The sequence below is a fragment of the Afipia sp. 1NLS2 genome (genome assembly GCF_000178995.1).
Classification (GTDB): Bacteria; Pseudomonadota; Alphaproteobacteria; order Rhizobiales; family Xanthobacteraceae; genus Afipia.
Genome location: NZ_ADVZ01000003.1, coordinates 535,718 through 555,332, shown reverse-complemented (window position 1 = coordinate 555,332; position 19,615 = coordinate 535,718). Strand labels below are relative to the sequence as shown.

General features: G+C 55.2%; 20 protein-coding genes. 14 read left to right on the top strand and 6 right to left on the bottom strand.

Annotated features, from left to right (window positions below):
* Positions 1-107 precede the first annotated feature (107 nt).
* Positions 108-644, top strand: a complete 537-nt coding sequence (locus AFIDRAFT_RS14095) for a CIA30 family protein (RefSeq protein WP_009340172.1) — start codon at positions 108-110, stop codon at positions 642-644.
* A gap of 139 nt (positions 645-783) precedes the next feature.
* Here the strand turns inward: AFIDRAFT_RS14095 and AFIDRAFT_RS14090 are convergent, their stop codons facing one another.
* From AFIDRAFT_RS14090 to AFIDRAFT_RS14080, 3 genes are read right to left on the bottom strand one after another with little or no spacing between them, the layout of a single operon-like run.
* Positions 784-1,977, bottom strand: a complete 1,194-nt coding sequence (locus tag AFIDRAFT_RS14090) for an SAM-dependent methyltransferase (protein ID WP_009340171.1) — start codon at positions 1,975-1,977, stop codon at positions 784-786.
* 16 nt (positions 1,978-1,993) lie between these two features.
* A complete protein-coding gene (locus tag AFIDRAFT_RS14085; protein ID WP_009340170.1) occupies positions 1,994-2,815 on the bottom strand; it encodes a DUF1365 domain-containing protein in 822 nt (273 codons plus the stop codon).
* Positions 2,815-4,194, bottom strand: coding sequence for an NAD(P)/FAD-dependent oxidoreductase (locus tag AFIDRAFT_RS14080; protein ID WP_009340169.1), 1,380 nt, complete (start codon positions 4,192-4,194; stop codon positions 2,815-2,817). The genes AFIDRAFT_RS14085 and AFIDRAFT_RS14080 overlap by 1 nt, the downstream gene beginning before the upstream one ends.
* Positions 4,195-4,371: 177 nt before the next feature.
* Here AFIDRAFT_RS14080 and AFIDRAFT_RS14075 point away from each other — a divergent pair, with 177 nt between their 5' ends.
* The 6 genes from AFIDRAFT_RS14075 to AFIDRAFT_RS14050 all read left to right on the top strand — a co-directional run bounded on the left by AFIDRAFT_RS14075 (position 4,372) and on the right by AFIDRAFT_RS14050 (position 8,924).
* Entirely contained in the window at positions 4,372-4,953 is a 582-nt protein-coding gene (locus tag AFIDRAFT_RS14075; RefSeq protein WP_009340168.1) for a sigma-70 family RNA polymerase sigma factor, read from the top strand.
* Positions 4,950-5,600 (top strand): ChrR family anti-sigma-E factor, encoded by a 651-nt coding sequence (locus AFIDRAFT_RS14070; protein WP_009340167.1) that lies wholly within the window; start codon positions 4,950-4,952, stop codon positions 5,598-5,600. Before AFIDRAFT_RS14075 ends, AFIDRAFT_RS14070 begins: the two co-directional genes overlap by 4 nt.
* A gap of 27 nt (positions 5,601-5,627) precedes the next feature.
* Positions 5,628-6,485 carry an alpha/beta hydrolase gene (locus tag AFIDRAFT_RS14065; RefSeq protein WP_009340166.1) on the top strand — a complete coding sequence of 286 codons (858 nt, stop codon included), beginning with the start codon at positions 5,628-5,630 and terminating at the stop codon, positions 6,483-6,485.
* Positions 6,482-7,315: a DUF1295 domain-containing protein gene (locus AFIDRAFT_RS14060; RefSeq protein WP_009340165.1), complete on the top strand. Its 834-nt coding sequence runs from the start codon at positions 6,482-6,484 to the stop codon at positions 7,313-7,315. Before AFIDRAFT_RS14065 ends, AFIDRAFT_RS14060 begins: the two co-directional genes overlap by 4 nt.
* A complete protein-coding gene (locus AFIDRAFT_RS14055; protein ID WP_009340164.1) occupies positions 7,312-8,340 on the top strand; it encodes an SAM-dependent methyltransferase in 1,029 nt (342 codons plus the stop codon). Before AFIDRAFT_RS14060 ends, AFIDRAFT_RS14055 begins: the two co-directional genes overlap by 4 nt.
* A gap of 74 nt (positions 8,341-8,414) precedes the next feature.
* Positions 8,415-8,924 (top strand): hypothetical protein, encoded by a 510-nt coding sequence (locus tag AFIDRAFT_RS14050; RefSeq protein WP_244469132.1) that lies wholly within the window; start codon positions 8,415-8,417, stop codon positions 8,922-8,924.
* Here AFIDRAFT_RS14050 and AFIDRAFT_RS14045 read toward each other — a convergent pair.
* On the bottom strand, positions 8,908-9,318 hold the full coding sequence (locus AFIDRAFT_RS14045; RefSeq protein WP_009340162.1) for a DUF2177 family protein: 411 nt from the start codon (positions 9,316-9,318) through the stop codon (positions 8,908-8,910). The genes AFIDRAFT_RS14050 and AFIDRAFT_RS14045 overlap by 17 nt on opposite strands.
* A 183-nt stretch (positions 9,319-9,501) precedes the next feature.
* Between AFIDRAFT_RS14045 and AFIDRAFT_RS19555 the strand changes: the two genes are divergently transcribed.
* Positions 9,502-9,873 carry a DUF2147 domain-containing protein gene (locus tag AFIDRAFT_RS19555; protein WP_245258183.1) on the top strand — a complete coding sequence of 124 codons (372 nt, stop codon included), beginning with the start codon at positions 9,502-9,504 and terminating at the stop codon, positions 9,871-9,873.
* A gap of 49 nt (positions 9,874-9,922) precedes the next feature.
* Here the strand turns inward: AFIDRAFT_RS19555 and AFIDRAFT_RS19845 are convergent, their stop codons facing one another.
* Complete coding sequence (locus AFIDRAFT_RS19845; RefSeq protein ID WP_009340161.1) at positions 9,923-10,168, bottom strand: hypothetical protein; 246 nt, start codon at positions 10,166-10,168, stop codon at positions 9,923-9,925.
* Positions 10,169-10,783: 615 nt separating this feature from the next.
* Between AFIDRAFT_RS19845 and AFIDRAFT_RS14040 the strand changes: the two genes are divergently transcribed.
* From AFIDRAFT_RS14040 to trpB, 4 genes are all read left to right on the top strand, one after another.
* A complete protein-coding gene (locus AFIDRAFT_RS14040) occupies positions 10,784-11,557 on the top strand; it encodes an EAL domain-containing protein (protein WP_009340160.1) in 774 nt (257 codons plus the stop codon).
* Positions 11,558-11,606: 49 nt separating this feature from the next.
* Positions 11,607-12,062 carry a BLUF domain-containing protein gene (locus AFIDRAFT_RS14035; protein ID WP_009340159.1) on the top strand — a complete coding sequence of 152 codons (456 nt, stop codon included), beginning with the start codon at positions 11,607-11,609 and terminating at the stop codon, positions 12,060-12,062.
* 207 nt (positions 12,063-12,269) lie between these two features.
* Positions 12,270-12,872, top strand: coding sequence for a GTP cyclohydrolase I FolE (gene folE / locus AFIDRAFT_RS14030; RefSeq protein ID WP_009340158.1), 603 nt, complete (start codon positions 12,270-12,272; stop codon positions 12,870-12,872).
* 148 nt (positions 12,873-13,020) lie between these two features.
* A complete protein-coding gene (trpB, locus tag AFIDRAFT_RS14025; protein ID WP_040298420.1) occupies positions 13,021-14,232 on the top strand; it encodes a tryptophan synthase subunit beta in 1,212 nt (403 codons plus the stop codon).
* A 132-nt stretch (positions 14,233-14,364) separates the two neighbouring features.
* On the opposite strand, the gene AFIDRAFT_RS14020 is transcribed toward trpB, so the two are convergent.
* The gene (locus tag AFIDRAFT_RS14020; RefSeq protein ID WP_009340155.1) at positions 14,365-15,252 is read right to left on the bottom strand and encodes a LysR family transcriptional regulator; all 888 of its coding nucleotides are present in this window, start codon (positions 15,250-15,252) and stop codon (positions 14,365-14,367) included.
* Positions 15,253-15,355: 103 nt separating this feature from the next.
* On the opposite strand from AFIDRAFT_RS14020, the gene AFIDRAFT_RS14015 reads away from it, so the two are divergent.
* Both AFIDRAFT_RS14015 and AFIDRAFT_RS14010 read left to right on the top strand, forming a co-directional pair.
* Positions 15,356-16,927, top strand: coding sequence for a proton-conducting transporter transmembrane domain-containing protein (locus AFIDRAFT_RS14015; RefSeq protein WP_009340154.1), 1,572 nt, complete (start codon positions 15,356-15,358; stop codon positions 16,925-16,927).
* A gap of 23 nt (positions 16,928-16,950) precedes the next feature.
* The gene (locus AFIDRAFT_RS14010) at positions 16,951-19,374 is read left to right on the top strand and encodes a YbcC family protein (RefSeq protein WP_009340153.1); all 2,424 of its coding nucleotides are present in this window, start codon (positions 16,951-16,953) and stop codon (positions 19,372-19,374) included.
* Positions 19,375-19,615 lie beyond the last annotated feature (241 nt).

The window sequence follows — 19,615 nt, the reverse complement described above, 5'->3', positions numbered from 1 at the left end:
CGAACAGGGCCATCCCATGAGATGGCGTGGCTGAGTTGCGCCTCTGCTGGTGCTGCCATTCTTCGGCGTGTCGCTAACGTGCGTTCACAAGCATGAGGGACGGGAAGATGTTGCCTGCGCCCAACATAATAGATGACCTCAGCGGGGAGCCTCTTGTGGCTACGATTGGCAGCGTCTGGCGACTTGTTACAGACCAGGTCATGGGTGGAGATTCCAAAGGAGTTATAGGTCGCGAGGTGATCGCTGGTCGGGCCGCCATCCGTGTGCGCGGAGACGTCAGCTTGGAAAATAATGGAGGATTTGTTCAAGCCGCACTCGATCTCTCGCCGACAGCCGATGTTGTGGATGCAAGTGGCTGGGACGGAATTGCGATCGACGTGTTTGGCAATGGCGAGCTCTACGGCGTTCACTTGAGGACGGACTATTTGGCAAAGCCGTGGCAGTCGTACCGCCAAAATTTCACGGCATATGCAGATTGGCGGACCGTCGTTTTGCGGTTCAGCGCCTTTGCTCCTTATCGCACCGATATTCCACTCAATAAACGTCGGTTGCGGCGTATCGGGCTGGTGGCCATAGGCCGAGCCTTTCAGTGCGATTTTGCTATCGGCGGATTGAGTTATATTCGCGCTGATATTCACGACTGAAAGCTGCGAGAAGTCATCTAGGCGACAAACCGATTTAGATTCGCGGACCTACCTCAAGTAATCAATGGAGCCGATTTTGTGTCTGCTGGGAGAAGACAAAGGGTTCCTCAAAAAATTTTTGCTTCTTCCATCTAGGCCGTCAGCTTTTGGCGAGGACATAAAAGTCCACATCGATAGTTGCGGCCCTGAAGCCTGCCTCGCAATAACATAGGTAATAGTCCCAGAGCCGGCGAAAGCGCTCCGGAAACCCCATTTCGGTGATGCTGGGCCATGACGCCAAGAAACGTTTGCGCCACTCGGCCAGTGTCGCGGCATAGCTCTGGCCGAAACTTTGTGTTGAAACGAGCTTGAGGCCGGCCTGCGCACCTTGTTCGATAATGATCGCTTTCGTTGGAAGCATCCCGCCTGGGAAGATATGACGCTGAATAAAATCGGCGGAACCGCGGTAGGCCTCGAAGCGAGCCTCGTTAATCGTGATCACTTGCAGGACCGCTATGCCGCCGACGTTCAGGCGATCATGCAGGGTTTTGAAATAAATCGGCCAGTACGCCTCACCGACCGCCTCCAGCATCTCGATCGATACGATCCTGTCATAAGAGCCTTCGATGTCGCGATAGTCGGTCAATTCCAAAGCAACTCTGTCGACCAGAGCTTCCTGTTCTACGCGCTGTCGAGAGAGTGCCAGTTGCTCCGACGACAGGGTAACAGCGGTAACGCGAGCCCCTGCGCGGGCCAATCTCACGGCCAACGCGCCCCAGCCGCAGCCAATTTCAAGGATATCCTCGCCACCGCGGAGGTCCAGGAGCTTTTCGATTCGTGACAGCTTGGCTTCCTGAGCGTCTTCAAGCGTCTGGTTTGGATGCGCATAGAGCGCAGAGGAGTACGTCATGCTCCGATCGAGCCAGCACTGGTAAAAATCATTGCCGAGATCGTAATGAAGCGAGATATTCCTGCGGCTACCCGCTTTACTATTCGCGTGCCGTAAATGCCGCGCGCGATTAAACATGCGAACAGGCCAGAAACCAGACATCTTGCGATCGAGCACGGCGATGTTTCGCGCCGCCAATTCCAGGAATGCGGCAAGATCGGGACTCGACCAATCGCCCTCGATATAGGCTTCTGCAAAGCCCAGATCTCCGTGGCTGAGGAGTCGCCGGATCGCACGCCAGCGGCGGAGAACAAGCGTTGCAGAAGGTCCCGCCTGCGCACCAGAATGCTCAATACGATCACCGGAGGGCAGCACAACCATGATATGGCCGAACTCGATCTGGGCAATCATTCGGCGCAAGACGCGGGCGGCCAAGCTTTCCTTGCGGTCCCCAATCCCGTCCATTGTTCTCGTTTTTCCATCAAAGACCATTCGCTGTTTTCTTCTCTGGATGATTGATCTCAGGACTAGCGCTACGCCCAACGGTGACCGATTGATCGGGTGGCAAGGGTCGACGATGCAGACGAATACCCTTCAGCCAAATCAGAAACGCTTCCCAGTAGATTCCCGCGATGACTTTGAATGTCAGCAGTGGATAAACGCAAAAGGCGCGCGCAAGTGAAGCGTCCGTCAACTCCTGTCGGGCAGCGGCCAGCCTGGCAATAATAAGCGGCCCGCTCTCGTCGCGGCCGATGACTGAAACCGCTAAATCCGTTCCCGGAGGCACGACAGAAAACGAATAGACCATGTCGGTGGTCATGAATGGCGACACATAAAAAGATTTTCTACTTTCTTGCCGGATTGGCCCCTCGACGCCTGAGGGCACGGGAATGAGATAATTGTGGCGCTGCCCGAAGGTGTTGTTGACCTCGTAGAAGATCGCGGAAAGTGATTGGTCGCGTCTGTGACAGAAATAGATGCTTAGCGGATTGAAGGCGTATCCTAGGATGCGCGGCATGGCGAGCAGTTGGATCGGCCCGCCCGATTCGATGCCCGCTTCCTCCAGGTGCCGCTCGATCCTGTCGCGAAGCGGCATGGTTGCAGCCTCGCCATGATCGCAATCGTGGAAGCTAAAGAGGTTGAAACGGTTATGCGAGAACAAGCGAAGCCTGCTTGCCAGAGCATCGATTTCTTCGAGATCGAGCAGGAGATAAAATATTCTGTAGCGCAAGCGGTGCTGTCTTGGCCGGAGCCTGTGGTGCATCACAGAACCAGCGAAAAGAGCTGATCGGAACTTTGGCATCAGGCTGCCTCCGTCTCAGGCAGATCAAGCTCGCTTTCATATATATGAATTCGCCCGGATTCGTTCCGAACCGTCCATGGCCGCCGCACGCCCCCGATCGCTTCGGCGACCGCGAGACCGGCTTGCAGCCCATCCTCATGAAACCCTGCGCCGAAATAGGCGCCGCAGAACCAGGTGTTGCGGCTACCTTGCAGCGACCAAAGCTGCTTCTGCGCCTCCATTGCCGCGGCATCGAAACGGGGGTGGCTGTAACGCATCTGTTTCAAGATTGTGTCGGCTTCAATTTCCTTGTGAGGATTAAGCGTCACGAACAACGGCCGATCGCTCTCGATCCCCTGAAGGCGGTTCATCCAGTAGGTGACCGCAAGCCGGCGGCCGTCAAGGTCATCTCTGGTCATGTAATTCCAGCTCGACCAGACCCGACGCCGCTGCGGCATCAGACGCGTATCGGAATGGAGGACCGCATCGTTGAAAATATATTCGAATGCTCCGAGAAGACGCCGTTCTTCGCTGCTCGGATCGGCCAGCAGCTTCAGTGCCTCGTCCGCGTGGGCGGCGATGACAACGTGATCGAAATGGCGGCGGTTGCCCTCGAGCCCGATGACATCGGCGCCATTTCCGGTACGAACGATCGCTTTGATAGGATAGTTTGACACGACTTCCGGTATGGTCTCGGAGAGCCGCCTGACATAGCATCGGCTGCCGCCAGCGACGGTTCGCCAGACGGGACGGCCAGTGAGCTTAAGCAGCCCGTGGCTCTCGCAAAATCGGATGAACGAAGCCGCGGGATAGGTACCGATTTTCGCCGCCGGAGTCGACCAGATGGCTGCCGCCATAGGATAGAGATGGTCGTTGCGGAATCCATCCCCGTAGCCAGCCGCATCGAGATATTCGTCAAGAGTTATCATGCCCAGTGCCGCAACGTTCCGCGGTGCCTCGCGATAGAAGCGGACGAGATCGCGTAGCATCATCCAGAATCGTGGGCTGATGGCGTTCCGGCGCTGCGCGAATAGACCTAGTAGTCCGGTGCCGGAATATTCGAGACGGCCATCGTCGAGGGAAACGGCAAACGACATATCGGAACACTTTGTGGAAACGCCGATGTGATCGAACAGAGCCGTCAGGTTGGGATAGGTGTTCTCGTTGAACACGATGAATCCAGTATCGACTGCTAGGCCCCCAGCATCGACGGTGTGGCTGTGTCCGCCCAGCCGGTTATCGGCTTCGTAAAGAACAACCCGGTGCCTCTTGGAAAGCAACCACGCGGCGGACAGGCCGGAAATGCCGCTGCCCACAACAGCAATATCAAGGCTTTGACCCGGGGCCGGCCCGTGTTCTGGTCCGTTATGCCAGTCGGTGGCTGCAATCTTTCCGGTCAAAGGATTTCCCTCCGCGCGTCAAACTGCCAATATTTACGGAACTTGGCGCGTAGCAGATCACCTAACCCGTGATCTGATTGCAGGACGCGGGCGTATGAAGGACAAATGGATGCAGCAAGTTTACATCTCGACAAAAGGCACACGCGGCAGGTCCGTCCCGCAGCGAGGCTTATTGTTTTGAACAAGGCCAGGCAAAAAGAGGTGTTACCTTCTCCTGAGGAACTGATCAGTCTCATATGTGCTGTTGCGCGGGAGCAGGATCGAAATGCCTTCGCACAGCTATTCGCCTATTTCGCGCCTCGCATCAAAAGCTTCCTTCTGCGGTCAGGTCTTGCGGATTCCGTCGCCGAGGAAGTGACCCAGGAGGTCATGATCGCGGTATGGCAAAAGGCGTCTTATTTCGATCCAGGTAAAGCGGGTGCCTCGACATGGGTGTTTACGATTGCTCGCAATCAAAGGATTGACCGGCTGCGCCGCACGCAGTCTCGGACAGCCGATAATATTTTGGATCCGAGCGATGAACCCGACATGCCACCATCGGGTGAAGACATCACAATCACGGCAGAACGGGAAGAAGGGGTGCGAAAGGCATTGGCATCCCTACCGAGCGATCAGGCAACGATCGTGCGGCTCTCTTTCTTTGCTGAGAAGCCCCATGCGGAGATCGCTCGAGAGTTGGGCATCCCGCTCGGCACCGTAAAATCCCGTGTCCGGCTGGCACTCAATCGCCTTCGGACCCTGTTGGACAACAATATATGACAATCAATCATCATCCCAGCGACGAAACGCTGATGCGTAGGGCGAGCGGAACGTTGAGTGCCGGCCCCGCGCTTGTCGTATCCGTACACCTTGAAGGATGCACCGTCTGCCGCAACCGTATGGCGAATTTCGAGGCCATTGGCGGAGCGATCCTGGACGAGATGCCACCCGCTCCGCTTGCGGCGGATCTCTTCGGGCGCACCATGGAGCGGCTTGAAGTTGCTCAACCGTTACAGGCGAGAGACCGGCCTACGATCAAGCATCCGGAATTGGGATTGGAACTTCCGCGAGCGATGCAGGACTGCGAGGTCGGCCCGTGGAAATGGCTTGGACCTGGCTTCCAGTGGAGCAAGGTCAAGATCGCCGGCAGTCCGGAAGCTAAGGTCATGCTGCTCAAAGGGAGAGCGGGGCTTCATTTGCCAGCTCATGGACATACTGGCCTCGAATTCATGCAAATCCTGTCCGGATCACTTTTGGATGAGCGAGGTCGGTATTTCCCGGGGGATCTCGACGAGGCGGGCGACGATGTCGATCATCGCCCGGTCGTGGGGCATGAATCGGATTGCGTCTGTCTTGCAGCTCTTGAAGGCGACACACGGCTTCATGGATTCCTGGGTCGCCTTTTGCGCCCGTTCGTGGGTTTCTGATCCTGACCGGTGGATGGCTGCTAGCAGATGAAAGCGTTTACGTCGCCGCTCAATTTTCTTAATGCGATCGCCGCGATCGGAGCAACTCGACCGCGTAAGGGCATCCGCTATGGACAGGGTCCGCGTCATCTCCTCGACGTCTATCAGCCCCCCATACATGGACCTTCCCCTGTCATCGTCTTCTTCTATGGTGGAGGCTGGGAGGAAGGCGAGCGCGGCGACTATTTTTTTGTCGGGTCGGCGTTGGCGGCGCGCGGCTTCACAGTCGTCATTCCCGATTATCGCGTCTTTCCGGAGGTCCGGTTCCCTGACTTTATTGATGACGCGGCCGAGGCGATACGCTGGACCGTGGATCATATAGTGGAATTCAGTGGCGATCCGCGTCGGCTTATCGTCATGGGCCATTCCGCCGGTGCCCACATCGCGGCTATGCTGGCATTTGACCGTAAAAGGCTTGCCAAAGTGGGACTTGTTGCAAGCCGCGATCTCAGCGCGATGATCGGCCTTGCCGGTCCCTACGACTTTCTTCCGTTGAATAGCACTAAGCTGAAAGAAATTTTTGGACCGCATCAAGGCTTGGCCGCTACGCAGCCAATTAACTTCGTTGGAAGAGATGCGCCACCGACATTTCTGGCAACGGGGCGGCGGGATAGACACGTCGATCCTGGCAATACGGTTCGGATGGCCGAAAGCATAAGACGTGTCGGAGGCGAAGCCGAGATCAAGCTGTACGACTATATCGATCACCGCGTGCTGATCGGCGCCTTGGCGCGACCGTTGCGGTTCTTGGCGCCTGTTCTCGATGACGTCGTAAGCTTTGCTCTGAAAAATATCGATCCTCAATCGCTCCTCGATTCAACGGCGGTTCGGGGTAGTACCGCATGACGGCGACAATCATCTTTGTAGCGCTCGCGGCTTGCCTCCTGGCAACGATGACCGGAGCATGGCTTGTGGCGCTGCGGACCAGTCAGTCCGGCTGGATCGACGCGACCTGGTCCTTTGCAACCGGCTGTTTCGGCGCGGCAGCGGCCCTTATGCCTCTCGCCGATAACCCAATCTCGGTTCGTCAAGTGCTCGTGGCGGCTCTCGCGCTGGTCTGGTCACTGCGGCTTGGCATCCACATCGCTGTTCGCACCGCCCGCGGCGACGGCGACGACCCGCGCTACCGGCAGATGCGCGAGGAATGGGGAGACGCATTCAAGGTTCGCCTGCTCTGGTTTCTGCAAATCCAGGCACTGGTGGGGCTGGCGCTGGCGCTGTCGATCACGCTTGCAGCTCACAACCCCGCACCCGGGCTCAGATTCTCTGATTGGCTCGCTTTCGCCTTCTTGATCGTGGCAGTTCTCGGCGAGTCGATCGCCGACTGTCAGCTTTCCGCATTTCGTGCCCATCCGGTAAACAAAGGGAAGGTTTGCGACGTTGGGCTTTGGGGGATGTCGCGTCATCCCAATTATTTTTTCGAATGGATAGGCTGGTTCGCCTACGCCATCATCGCAATCGATCTTTCAGGTGCCTACCCCTGGGGGTGGTTGTCTCTCGCCGGACCATTGCTAATGTATTGGCTCCTGGTTCACGCCTCCGGTATTCCGCCCTTGGAAGCGCACATGCTGCGCTCGCGCGGCAAGGCATTTCGAGACTATCAACATCGCGTCAACGCATTCTGGCCAGGCCCACAACACGCTGCCTATGCGAGTGACAACGGAGACATTCGATGAGCTTGATTGCCTCAGTTATCCGCGCTGCGGAACGCGCCCCTCTTCCCGACTCTCTGGCGCAGATGGGCATCGAACTCCTAGTCGGACGCACGCGACGAAAGCTTGCCACCGAGGGGCACTTGGCAGAGAGCGATTTCGTGCGCGCCATGGGCGAGTATCGGATAGCCGAATATGCCGACGCCGCCAACAAGCAGCATTATGAACTGCCGCCCGAGTTCTTCGCCCTCACGCTTGGTCCGCGTCGTAAATATTCGTGCTGCCTTTATCGGACGGGTGAGGAAACTCTGGCTGACGCCGAGCGGATGTCGCTTGAAGAGACGGTCAGACACGCCGACCTTGCCGACGGGCAAGCGATCTTGGAACTCGGCTGCGGCTGGGGATCGCTGACGCTTTTCATGGCCGAGCGTTTCCCTCGTTCGATCATCACCGCTGTCTCGAACTCAAGGCCACAGCGACTTCATATCGAGACTCAAGCGGCCGAACGCGGCCTCGCCAATGTGCGTATCCTAACGGCGGATATGAATGAATTCACGGCGGGCAGTCAGTACGACAGGATCGTCTCGGTTGAGATGTTCGAGCATATGTCGAACTGGGAGGGCCTGCTCGAACGTATCAGGACGTGGCTCGCCCCCGAGACGGGAAGGCTGTTCATTCACGTTTTCAGTCACAAGAACAGTCCCTATCGATTCGATCACAGGAACGAGGCGGACTGGATCGCCCAGCACTTCTTCACGGGAGGAATCATGCCGAGCCACGGCCTGATCGGGCATTTCCCGGACTGCTTTGTGGTTGAAAAGGACTGGCGCTGGAGCGGGCTTCACTATCAGAAGACAGCGGTGGACTGGCTGGCACGCTTCGATGAAAACCGCGAGCAAATCGACCGCATTCTCGGCGCGGTCTATGGTGCCGATGCCATTCTCTGGCGCCAGCGCTGGCGTCTCTTCTATCTGGCGACGGCGGGGCTGTTCGGACATGCTGGCGGCGAAGAATGGGGCGTAAGCCATTATCTCCTACGCCCAGCCTAACGCCCGGTCTATCCATGAATCTTTCTCGATACATGTGGGATCGAATCGCCGCTTACGCCGCTCATGACGATCCCATGGTCGCCGCCTGCAACTTGATTGCGCTGGTGGTGGCGTCCAACCAGCCGTTTTATCCACTCTATGTCTATTGGACCGTCAGCGACCATGTCTGGGCAACTGTCTTCACCTTCCTGTCGACGCCGCTATTCATGGCTGTGCCAGCCGTTGCCAGACGATATTCCAAGACTGGGCGAGCGCTGCTCCCCATTGCCGGCATGGCCAACACGATCTTGAGCGCGCGGGTATTTGGCCCTGCGTCCGGGGTGGAGATCTTTCTAATCCCATGCGTCTTGATCGCGGCGACGTTCTTCAGAGCTTCGGAACGGCCCATCGCCTTCGTTCTAATCGGCGCAGCCTTCCTTATTTATCTCGGGCTCAATGGCATGTATGGCACTCCGCTCCACATCTACACCACTTCCGAATATCATGCCTTTTCCCGGTTGAACGCCATGAGCGCGGGCACGCTCTGCGTCTTCGTCGGGCTTATCGCATCAGGCTTGATAAGCCAGATCAGTTCGCGGACGTGAAGGCGCGTGTGATCAGGAAACCGGCCGTTGCCGCAACCGCGGTCAGACACGTTCCCCAGCACAGATCGGCGATGGTCACCGCTACCGGCCAGTTTTTCAATGTCGCTTGGTTGGTCAGGTCATAGGTCGCATAGGCAAAAAACCCGAGGAGCGCGCCGTAGGATGTTGCTGTCGTCCACCTTTCGCTGGCCAAAGCAGGCGCGACTGCAAACAAGACGATTCCGGCGATGTAAATGAGATAAAACAGCGCCGCCGGCGCCAGCCTGAAGCCGTCGACCAACAAGTCACCCATGAGCGGACGATAGAGCCGTTGCGCCGCCACAGTCAGCCAGATCGCATCAATGGCGAGAAACACCAAACCGGTCGCGATGTAGGCAATGCCATAAGTTTTCAAGGGGTGGCCTTTCCTTACCCAGCACTATTCCTGTTACGCTCTAGCGTGATCTCCGGATCACACGATGCTGCTCGTTACGATGATCTCACAAAAGCGGACCGCCCACGACATGTGATCCGAATAGGGAAGGCCTGCGTATAGCAAAGGTAAAAGTGCAGATCTTCCGGAGTCTATGTCGTGATAATGCGCGCAGCAGCGTTCTCTGTCCTTTATCTTATAGGCTGCACCGCATTGGCCGCCCAGGAACGCAGCCCTGACGGAGTGTGGTTGCGCGATGACGGGAATGCTCGCGTCCGAATCGCACCGTGCGGATCCAAGATTTGCGCAACCAATCTTTGGATCAAAGATGCAAGCAAAGGCGAGGAAGTCGGCGACCGATTGGTGATGTCGCTGGATCGCATGTCTGAAACGAAGCTTGCAGGCACCGCCTACGACCCTAAACGCGATAGAAGCTACGCATTAACGGTGATTGTCGGTCACAATAGCTTAATCACGCGCGGGTGCATATTGCGCGGACTGCTTTGTCGGAACGTAAATTGGGAACAGGTAAATTGAATTTAGCCGAATGGATTACAGGGTAAACGGCGAGTTCCTGGAATGAACTTCATGCGCCATCACATGGCTCAATTGAATTTGGCAGTGGCCTACTGATCCAATTCGCTTCAGCAGACGTATTGCTTTGATAAACATGCGCAAGCTGCTTGGATTGCCAATGTGTAATCGGTGCGATGAAATTGACGCTCGGATCGAAAGATATCAAAAACTCAAGCGAGTCTTCGTAGACAAGCAGACTCTCGAAGCTATCGAGGCGCTTCTGAAGAAGCTCCAGACCGAGAAGAAAGATCTGCATGCTGAGTAAAGCCGTTTTAGGCGACGGCCTGCTTTGCGTATTATAGGCGGTGAATAGGATATTCGAGGCTATGCACCGGGGTCGGCGTTCAGGCTGCGATTCGCGGGTACACGGACAGAAAGTGTTAGAACCATGGTAGAGAGCAACGACAATGAGCCTAATGTTGGTGCCCCCCCAGAATCCAAGGCGATAGGAGCCGGGGAAAGATTCGAAATGCTGATGTCGGCTTTTCTCATAGCCGGCGTAGCATTAGTTCTTATCTTGGTCGCCATCGCTGTAACGATTAGCAGGCAATGAAGCTCGGCTCGGGGAGTACATATCGTTCTACGATATACCTGGCGCGTTTTCGCAGCCTAGATGAGCATCATCGGTTACGCGCGTCTCCACAGCACAACTGCCGTGATAGCAGATCGAACGCGCCGACAAACCGTCGAATTTTATTTGGAGAACGGCACGAATATCCAATCTGAAAGAGCTCTCCCTCAAACACACGCTGATGCGGTTGCTGGTCTAGCCTGACTAACTAAGAGGACCCTCTAGCGATAGATTAACGCCCATTTAACAAATCTTAACTACTTTACCACCGTTGCTAACATTTTAAAAAGCTGGACGCTGATGAACCCTACATGCGTTGGATGCCGCGAGGATGTGCAGCTTCCCTTTGAATTCAAGATGGCGTTCCAGCCGATCGTTGATCTGGCTGCCCAGCAGGTTTGGGGTTACGAGGCCTTGGTGAGGGGCGTAAATGGTGAGCCAGCATTATCAATTCTGAACCAGGTGAACGATGATACTCGTTACCGGTTTGATCAGGCCTCCCGCGTGATGGCAATCCAAACCGCGGGTGCCTTATTCGCTGGAAGAGATCTGCGGCTATCCATCAATTTTATGCCAAACGCCGTATATGAACCAAGTGCGTGTATTCAGAAATCCCTGGCTGCGGCAAAGCGCGCACAGTTTCCGCATCGAAACCTGATGTTCGAGTTTACTGAAAACGAAAGGATGACAGATCCAGGGCACGTGCAAAAAATTGTGGATGCCTATCGCAAATTCGGATTTTGGACTGCACTTGACGATTTCGGCGCTGGTTATGCTGGACTGGGTCTTTTGGCACGCTGGCAGCCCCACCTCATCAAAATCGACATGGAGCTGCTAAGAGACATTAACCTCAGCCGAGCCAAACAAGTGATCATCGCAGGCATTGTGGGCATCGCGCGCTCGCTTGATATCGAGGTGCTGGCCGAAGGGGTCGAAAATGAACAGGAGCTGACTGTTCTGCGGGCGGCAGGAATTTCCTTATTTCAAGGATATTATTTTGCCAAGCCGGCATTGATGGCTTTGCCAGACGTCTCAGTAATTAGCCGGAATGCCGCTATGCACGTCGCTGTTTAACACTCTGTCGCCACGGCAAAACCTGACGTATCGATAGGAATTGTTGCTTATGTTGTTTCGTCTGGCTTATTACAGCACAAATCTCATAAAAAGACCGACTAACCCTGCTCAAAGCGAGCTTCGCAAGCTCGTCCTATCTGCGGGAACTAAAAATCGCGACCGAGGAATAACCGGTGGCCTTATGTTCAATCGCAACTATTTCGCCCAGGTTCTTGAAGGTGACCAGACCTCTGTATCGGACTTATTCTGCCGAATTGCCAAGGACACACGCCATCGATCCATCGTGATCGTGCATGCTTCCATTGTTGACGGGCGAATGTTCGAACATTGGTCTATGGGGCTAGCGGAAAAAACCGAGACCGCAGAGAAACTCAATTCAAAATTCGGGCTCGATAACGGTTTCGACCCTACCAAAATGACTGCGAGCGAGCTTTCGAACTATGTTTTCGAAATGATCAGTCTCGAAGATCATTTAATTACGGTGCCAATCTCGACACCGGATTAGGCCGTTGCGGTATGCACTCCACTGCGGGTTAGCGTCACCAACTTTTTGTCGCTTTTGGTGATCTAACCCAACCACGCCATCGTATTATTTGCTGCGTCTTGTAGCCGCCCCGCTGCAAGCTGACGCAAAGTATGTTCCCCGGTCGGCGAGCCCTCTCGCCCCGGGGAATTTATTGATTTTAGGAGCGGCGCAACGGAGTCGAAAAGCTTGACGATCAGTCCACTGCCTACGTCTAACGAAATTGCCGCGCCTTCTCGGGAGGAAGTCGAGTCCGCTTTTCGCACCATCATACGTTGGGCAGGAGATAACCCGAATAGACCCGGATTAGTCGAAACGCCTTCACGGGCTGCCCGGGCGTTTCGCGAGTACTTTGCGGGTTACGGCCAAGATCCCATTCAAATTTTGAACAAGACATTTGACGAGACAGGTGGCTACGAGGAGATGGTTATTCTCCGGGATATCGCATTCGAAAGTCACTGTGAGCATCATCTCGCGCCGATTGTCGGGAAGGCGTGGGTTGCATATGTGCCGAATGGCCGCGTTGTCGGACTTTCGAAGCTTGCTCGCGTCGTCGAGGCATATGCTAAGAGGCTTCAAATACAAGAGCGCCTGACCTCTGAAATCGCTTCAGCCGTACAGGAAGTATTGAAGCCACAAGGCGTAGGAGTTGTGATCAAGGCTACGCATCATTGCATGTCTAGCCGAGGTGTTCACAAAGTGGGTTCGGAAATGATCACGAGCTGTATGCTCGGCTGCTTCCGAGACAACGCAAGTACAAGGCACGAGTTCTTGGCTATGACAAACAACTGATCGCATACTACCACGAGACCAATTCTTACAAACCCATGCAGATCGTCGCGGGTATGTAAGAAACCGCTATGCCGAGTAAATCTCTTATGCAAAGTAAAACATGCAGAGCCTGCAAGATCGTGCGCAACGCTTGTCTGGGCTAAAGTGAATGAGGATTAATCGAGCCGAATCCTTGCGCTCCGGCCCCGATGACCGCGGCCACTTTGGCTTGTTTGGCGGACGCTATGTACCTGAAACATTAATGCCGCTCATTCTCAAGTTGGAGAGTGTGTACATAGAAGCGCGCGAGTGCCATCTGTTCCAAAGCGAGATGGATTTCTATCTCAAAAACTATGTAGGCCGACCCAGCCCGCTGTACTTCGCCGAGCGTCTGACAGACCACTGCAAAGGCGCCAAAATATACTTTAAACGCGACGAGCTGAACCACACGGGTGCCCACAAGGTCAACAACGTGCTCGGTCAGATTTTGATCGCACGGCGCATGGGGAAAAAGCGAATTATCGCTGAAACTGGAGCTGGTATGCATGGCGTAGCGACCGCCACGTTATGCGCTCGTTTTGGGCTCCAATGCGTAATCTACATGGGATCTCTAGACGTTGAAAGGCAGCAAACCAACGTTCTACGGATGAAGATACTCGGTGCGGATGTCAGGCCGGTTGAAGCGGGATCAAAAACTCTAAAAGACGCCATGAATGAGGCATTGCGTGATTGGGTGACTAATGTTGAGGATACTTTTTACTGCATCGGCACTGTGGCTGGGCCTCATCCATATCCCATGATGGTTAGAGATTTTCAGTGCGTCATTGGACAAGAAACCCGCTCTCAAATGCTGGAATCTGAAGGTCGTCTTCCTGATTCTTTGATCGCGTGTATTGGCGGCGGCTCCAATGCGATTGGCTTGTTTCATCCCTTTCTTGATGAGCCTACGGTTGAAATGTATGGCGTTGAGGCCGCCGGTAATGGGCTCAAAAGTGGGATGCATGCGGCGTCCATAACCAAGGGACAGCCCGGAGTGCTTCATGGAAATCGGACGCGTTTACTGATGGATGACGATGGCCAGATTGAGAATGTACATTCAATCTCAGCAGGTCTCGATTATCCAGGTGTAGGACCAGAACATGCGTGGTTAGATGCTATCGGACGTGTAATGTACATTTCTGCAACAGACGAGGAAGCGGTGTCAGCGCTTTGTCTTTGCGCAGAGCTGGAAGGTATTATTCCAGCTCTTGAACCTGCACATGCCTTGGCGAGGGTCTTGACCCTCGCGCCGCAAAAACAAAGAGAGCATTTGATGGTCGTGAATTTATGTGGCCGCGGCGATAAAGACCTTTTGACTATCTCAGGATTTTTAAGGACCTGAGCCGAGAGTTCCAGACTACCAACGCATGTTATATTGACACGCTGAAGATTCACGCGGAGCCGCTGCTAGGAAAAGCCAAGATCACGCAGGATATCAAAATCCACGCGCTAAACTCGCATGAACAGCTCTTTCTTACATTAAAAGATCGTGCGTCAATAATGGACGCAGAAGCGGATTTGGGAATTTTCTTTCCATCGTAACGGCGTAAAAATTCTCAGTTATGCCTGGCAGTCTGTTCGCCTCGACAAGGATACCAGAGTCCAATTCGTCTTTAACAACGATCGGCGGCAGGACGGCAAGCCCGATGTCTTGGCGTGCTAGCAAGCGCATCATCGCCATGTCCTCTACTTCCGCGACGATTTGCGGACGAATGCCCAGCCGATCGACAAGAGCGTCAAAGCCAATCTTCACGCTGCTATCGGTCGTGGGCAAGATGATCGGGTGGGACCTTAGCCGCTGGGCTAAATCCTCCTTCTTTCTGTTTCCAAGTCGAGCTCTGGTGCCGATCAAGCTAACAGGTTGTTCGGCGAGGCGGTGAGCGACAAAGCGCGTCAAGGCATCGCGAGACGGTGCTTGGTTAACGAGAACAATATCGAGACTCAGTTCCTCAAGCGACTGCAAAAGCTCGCTAGTGCTACCTGAGCGCAGCACCAGCTCAACATCGGCGCGTCCAAATAGCGGCTTTAAGAAAGCCATTTGGAAATTGCGAGAAAGCGTCGCTAAAGCGCCAACTCTAAGCACTCGCCGCGCACTGCCCGTGTTACGCAGGGTAACAATTAGTTCCTCGCCGGCCGAGAAGATCGCATCGGCATGGTCGAGCGCTATCCGACCCGCTTCCGTCAGATGTAGTTGCCGACCTCGTCGGTCGAATAAAGGATGGCCTAAACGCGCTTCAAGTTTGCGGATTTGCACCGATAAGGCCGACTGGGTGACGTTCAATGTCTCGGCCGTGCGCGTGAGGTTCCCGTCATGGGCAACGGCCCAGAAATATCGCAGGTGGTTGTAATTGAGCGCGCTCATTTCGTTTCATTATAGCGAACGAAAACGCGCAAACAATGCATTTTTCTTCCCAATCCTTATCCGAGTATCAGCGGGGCGATGAAACCCCATTTGGAGGCTATTCGTGTCGCCTTACGCCCTCCCGTTGATTGCTCCCTTCGTCCTTCTTCTTTCTGCGGGTCTTTCGTTTTCGCTCTCGGAACTGCATTCTCGCTTAGTAGCAACCGTTGCCGAAATTACTGCGCTTTTGGCGCTGGCAGTGGCCTTAGTATCGGTCGTTACGCTTGTCTTCCTTGGCGCCGGCGAAAGTACCCTCTTTGGCACCGCCGGAATCGGTCTATCGACGCGTCTCGATGCCGTTAGCGTGACGATGCTTGCACTTGTCGCTTTCGTCGGCTGGATCGTGGTGCGTTATTCGCGCACATATCTGGACGGTGAGCCGCGCCAGAGCACCTTCACCGGTTGGCTAACCGCAGCTCTGGCGAGCGTGCTTCTTCTCGTGCAGGCTAGCAATATTTCCCAGCTTGTCGTGTCATGGATGGCGACCAGCCTCTGCCTTCATCGTCTGTTGTTATTTTATCCCGGCCGGATCGCTGCGCAGCGCGCTGCGCGAAAGAAACTGCTTTTTACGCGGATTGGCGCCGTGAGTCTCATCACGGCAGCTGTTCTACTGACGCTCGCCTTTGGGACAACCGATATCGCTGCGATCAATGCGGCCGCCAGGAAGGGCAATGTGCCCTTGATGGCTGTTTCCGCGACGATCCTTATTGCGCTTGCCGCAATTTTGAAGTCGGCGCAATTCCCCACGCATGGTTGGCTGACCGAAGTCATGGAAGCGCCGACACCGGTTTCCGCATTGCTGCATGCCGGCGTCATAAATGGTGGCGGATTTCTGCTCGTCCGGTTCGCTGATGTCATGTTGCTCTCGCCAGGAACGTTGGCCGTGCTGGCTATTGTAGGTGGCTTCACCGCACTTTTCGGCGCGCTTGTGATGTTGACGCAGCCTTCGGTCAAAACTTCGCTTGCCTGGTCGACGGTGGCGCAAATGGGGTTCATGACGCTTCAATGCGGGCTGGGACTCTTCTCATTAGCGTTGCTCCACATAGTCGCACATTCACTCTACAAGGCGCATGCCTTTCTCTCTTCTGGCGGCGCGGTTGAGCAAGTAGCGGCCATCCGGCGACCAGGACCAGTTGCGATACCTGACGGAGCTGCAGTCTGCTGGGCCTTTATCGCGGCGCTTACGATCTATGCCGCGATCGGCGCGGCGTTTGGCACCATTTTCGGCTTTGATCACAAAACACCGCAATCTCTTGCGCTCGGCACCATCCTGATTTTCGGCGTAGCTTATCTGTTGGCACAGGGAATGGCCGACGCTGCTCCGCGTGTTTTGACCCGTATGACTGCGGTCTACTCGCTTGCCGCAGCGTTCGGCTACTTCGCCCTACAAACGCTGGCAGAGTGGCTGACCGCTGGCGCGCTGCCCACAACACCTACACCAGGCCGTCTCGAGTGGACGCTTATGGTTCTCGCGATCATCTCGTTTGGGACAGTAGCAGTTGCTCAAGCACTTTTCCCGCTTTGGTCAAATCACCCTGCTGCGGCCGGTCTGCGGGTTCATCTTTCGAACGGTCTTTACATCAACGCAACATTCGACCGGATGCTTGGCGGCTGGTCCGTCCGTAAGCCGTCTTGAAAAATACAGCCAGGAACAAATCAATGCTGATGATTACGCCTGAACCCGAAACACCGGAATCGGATGCCATTCTTGCCGCTGCGAAACAAGCGGCTCGCGCCATTCCACCTCTTTGGCCGCTAACTTCCAGTGTGGCGGTGAACCCCTTCTTGGGACAAACCGAGGAACCGTTACCCATTGCTGCAGCTCGCCTCAGAAGAGCTGCTGGGATTGCTCTCACAATGCCACGCGCATGGTACGCAGACCGCATTAACACAGGTAAAATTTCCGACGAAGATATTGAAGCCGCTCTTGGCGCGGCAAGAGAACTAGCCCCAACCGAAACCCTTGCGTCGATCAAATCAAAAGCAGAAGTGCAAACACTGGATTTGCACCCGCTTCCGACCATCGCGGATCTGGCAGCCAGTGCTTCAGGCATTGACTGGCCTGGAATTGTGTCCGAGCGCGTCGGTCACTGGGCGGCCAGCTATTTCGACGCGGGCCAGGCCCTATGGGCGGCACCGCAGGGTCGAAGTACCTATGCTGCGTGGCGAGCGGTCGCGACGAACGACCTCACGCCAGAGATACTCAGTTTGTCGGGATTTGCTGCTCATGTCGCGCACGCACCCGAGTTCGAGAACGACGCAGTGATCCAAGTAGTCAAAAAGCTAGGAGTCAGCGACGACGCGATGGAACCGTACTTCCACCGGCTGCTTCTAAGCCTCGGCGGCTGGGCTCAGTACGCCCGCTACAGACTTTGGAAGGCTGAACTCTCGGGCAGTTCAGACGACACGATAGTCGGACTACTGGCCATACGGATAATGTGGGAAAGCGCGTTGTTTGAAAAATTTTCTTCAAAGATCGTCGGCCAATGGGAAAATGCGCTTTGCGCTTATGCTTCGCCAATCGAACCGACACCGGACGACGCCATCAATGTGATCCTGCAGGAGGCAGTTGAGCGCTCGACGCAGCGGCACTTAGCCAAAATCCTTGCTGTTCCCACTCTTACAAATATAGCGCCGCGCCCGGAATTGCAGATGGCTTTTTGCATAGACGTGCGCTCGGAGGTATTCCGCCGGGCACTTGAAAATACTGATCCCGGTATCGAAACGCTCGGTTTTGCCGGCTTTTTTGGCCTCGGGATTTTGCATAAGCGTTTTGCCTCCGATGTGTCCGAAGCTCATCTACCGGTATTGCTGTATCCTAAAATACACTCATGCTCCGGCGGGGATTCGCGCGACAACGGCAACCTAGACCAAGCCGTCCGGCTTGTTGCGCGCGCGAAGCGCGCCTGGGGTAGATTCAAGCTTGCCGCAATTTCCTCTTTTGCTTTCGTCGAAGCGACCGGACCAATTTATGCGAGCAAGCTGGTCCATGACAGCCTCGGTCGGTCCCAAAACGAGGTCCCAAACGATCCCGCTCCGCGGTTCGATCCGGCGCTACCTCTCGACGCGCGCATCAGCATCGCCGAGAATATCCTCAAGGCGATGTGTCTGGTTAAGCGGTTCGCACCGCTCATTCTTGTCGCCGGACATGGCGCAAATGTCATCAACAACCCACATGCTAGCGCGCTCCACTGCGGCGCATGCGGCGGCTATTCCGGTGAAGTGAATGCACGGTTGCTTGCTGGGCTGCTAAACGAGCGCGAGGTGCGCGTGGGTTTGGCGGAGCGTAAAATCAATATTCCTGACGACACGTTGTTTCTCGGCGCGTTGCATGACACCACTACGGACCGGGTGACCGTATACGAAGCGGATTTTCCGTCTTCAGCGCATAAAGACAAAATCCGGAAGGCAAAGGCCTGGCTTGAAACCGCGGGGCAGCAGGCGCGGAGCGAACGCGTATTACGATTGCCAAGAGCCACCGATCCAAATGACATCGTAAGTCGATCCCGCGATTGGTCCGAAATCCGTCCGGAATGGGGGTTGGCCGGCTGTGAGGCATTTATTGCAGCACCGCGCCATCACACTGTCGGGCGAGACCTTAAAGGGCGCGTTTTTCTTCATGACTATGAGTGGCGGCTGGACGAGGGATTCAGCATCCTCGAATTGATCATGACAGCGCCGGTCGTGGTAGCAAGTTGGATCAGCCTTCAATATTATGGATCTACGGTTGCCCCAGAACTGTTTGGTGGCGGCAATAAACTTCTTCACAACGTCACCGGCGGGATCGGCGTCTTGGAGGGAAATGGCGGACTGTTGCGGGCGGGACTTCCTTGGCAGTCAGTTCATGACGGCAAGCATTACGTGCACGATCCTGTTCGCTTGACCGTACTTCTTGAAGCACCTCGGGACGCGATGAGCGCGATCCTGAAGCGTCATGATCAAGTGAGAGCCCTATTCGACAATAAATGGCTTCATTTGATAGCTCTCGATGACAATGGCTTCATGGCTTGGCGGTATATGGGTGATCTGCGCTGGCAGGCGATTGCCAACAACAAAGATGAACGACATCCCATGGCAGTATGAGCCGGCGTTATCAGCTGACAAGCGAGACTTGTCTTCGAAGCTATCTACCTTCGCTTTCAAACCTATCGGAAGCTGACAGCTAGACGGAGTTGCACTTCGGAGACTCAGTCATCCGGGGGGGCGTCGTACCTTCTTGTCACAGGTTCGCCGACCGCCGTCTTACCAAAGCGGTGACCTCAAAGCTAAGCGTGCCGAAAAGTGATCAGCAATAGCGGGTTGCTCAAACGCAGATGAGGGAGGC

What these genes read in the sequence shown, in the direction of transcription:
- AFIDRAFT_RS14095 (WP_009340172.1), top strand. Translation starts at nt 108, where the DNA reads ATGTTGCCTGCGCCCAACATAATAGATGACCTCAGCGGGGAGCCTCTT.
- AFIDRAFT_RS14090 (WP_009340171.1), bottom strand. Translation starts at nt 1,977, where the DNA reads ATGGACGGGATTGGGGACCGCAAGGAAAGCTTGGCCGCCCGCGTCTTG.
- AFIDRAFT_RS14085 (WP_009340170.1), bottom strand. Translation starts at nt 2,815, where the DNA reads ATGCCAAAGTTCCGATCAGCTCTTTTCGCTGGTTCTGTGATGCACCAC.
- AFIDRAFT_RS14070 (WP_009340167.1), top strand. Translation starts at nt 4,950, where the DNA reads ATGACAATCAATCATCATCCCAGCGACGAAACGCTGATGCGTAGGGCG.
- AFIDRAFT_RS14065 (WP_009340166.1), top strand. Translation starts at nt 5,628, where the DNA reads ATGAAAGCGTTTACGTCGCCGCTCAATTTTCTTAATGCGATCGCCGCG.
- AFIDRAFT_RS14060 (WP_009340165.1), top strand. Translation starts at nt 6,482, where the DNA reads ATGACGGCGACAATCATCTTTGTAGCGCTCGCGGCTTGCCTCCTGGCA.
- AFIDRAFT_RS14055 (WP_009340164.1), top strand. Translation starts at nt 7,312, where the DNA reads ATGAGCTTGATTGCCTCAGTTATCCGCGCTGCGGAACGCGCCCCTCTT.
- AFIDRAFT_RS14050 (WP_244469132.1), top strand. Translation starts at nt 8,415, where the DNA reads ATGGTCGCCGCCTGCAACTTGATTGCGCTGGTGGTGGCGTCCAACCAG.
- AFIDRAFT_RS19555 (WP_245258183.1), top strand. Translation starts at nt 9,502, where the DNA reads ATGCGCGCAGCAGCGTTCTCTGTCCTTTATCTTATAGGCTGCACCGCA.
- AFIDRAFT_RS19845 (WP_009340161.1), bottom strand. Translation starts at nt 10,168, where the DNA reads ATGCAGATCTTTCTTCTCGGTCTGGAGCTTCTTCAGAAGCGCCTCGAT.
- AFIDRAFT_RS14040 (WP_009340160.1), top strand. Translation starts at nt 10,784, where the DNA reads ATGAACCCTACATGCGTTGGATGCCGCGAGGATGTGCAGCTTCCCTTT.
- AFIDRAFT_RS14035 (WP_009340159.1), top strand. Translation starts at nt 11,607, where the DNA reads ATGTTGTTTCGTCTGGCTTATTACAGCACAAATCTCATAAAAAGACCG.
- trpB (WP_040298420.1), top strand. Translation starts at nt 13,021, where the DNA reads ATGAGGATTAATCGAGCCGAATCCTTGCGCTCCGGCCCCGATGACCGC.
- AFIDRAFT_RS14020 (WP_009340155.1), bottom strand. Translation starts at nt 15,252, where the DNA reads ATGAGCGCGCTCAATTACAACCACCTGCGATATTTCTGGGCCGTTGCC.
- AFIDRAFT_RS14010 (WP_009340153.1), top strand. Translation starts at nt 16,951, where the DNA reads ATGCTGATGATTACGCCTGAACCCGAAACACCGGAATCGGATGCCATT.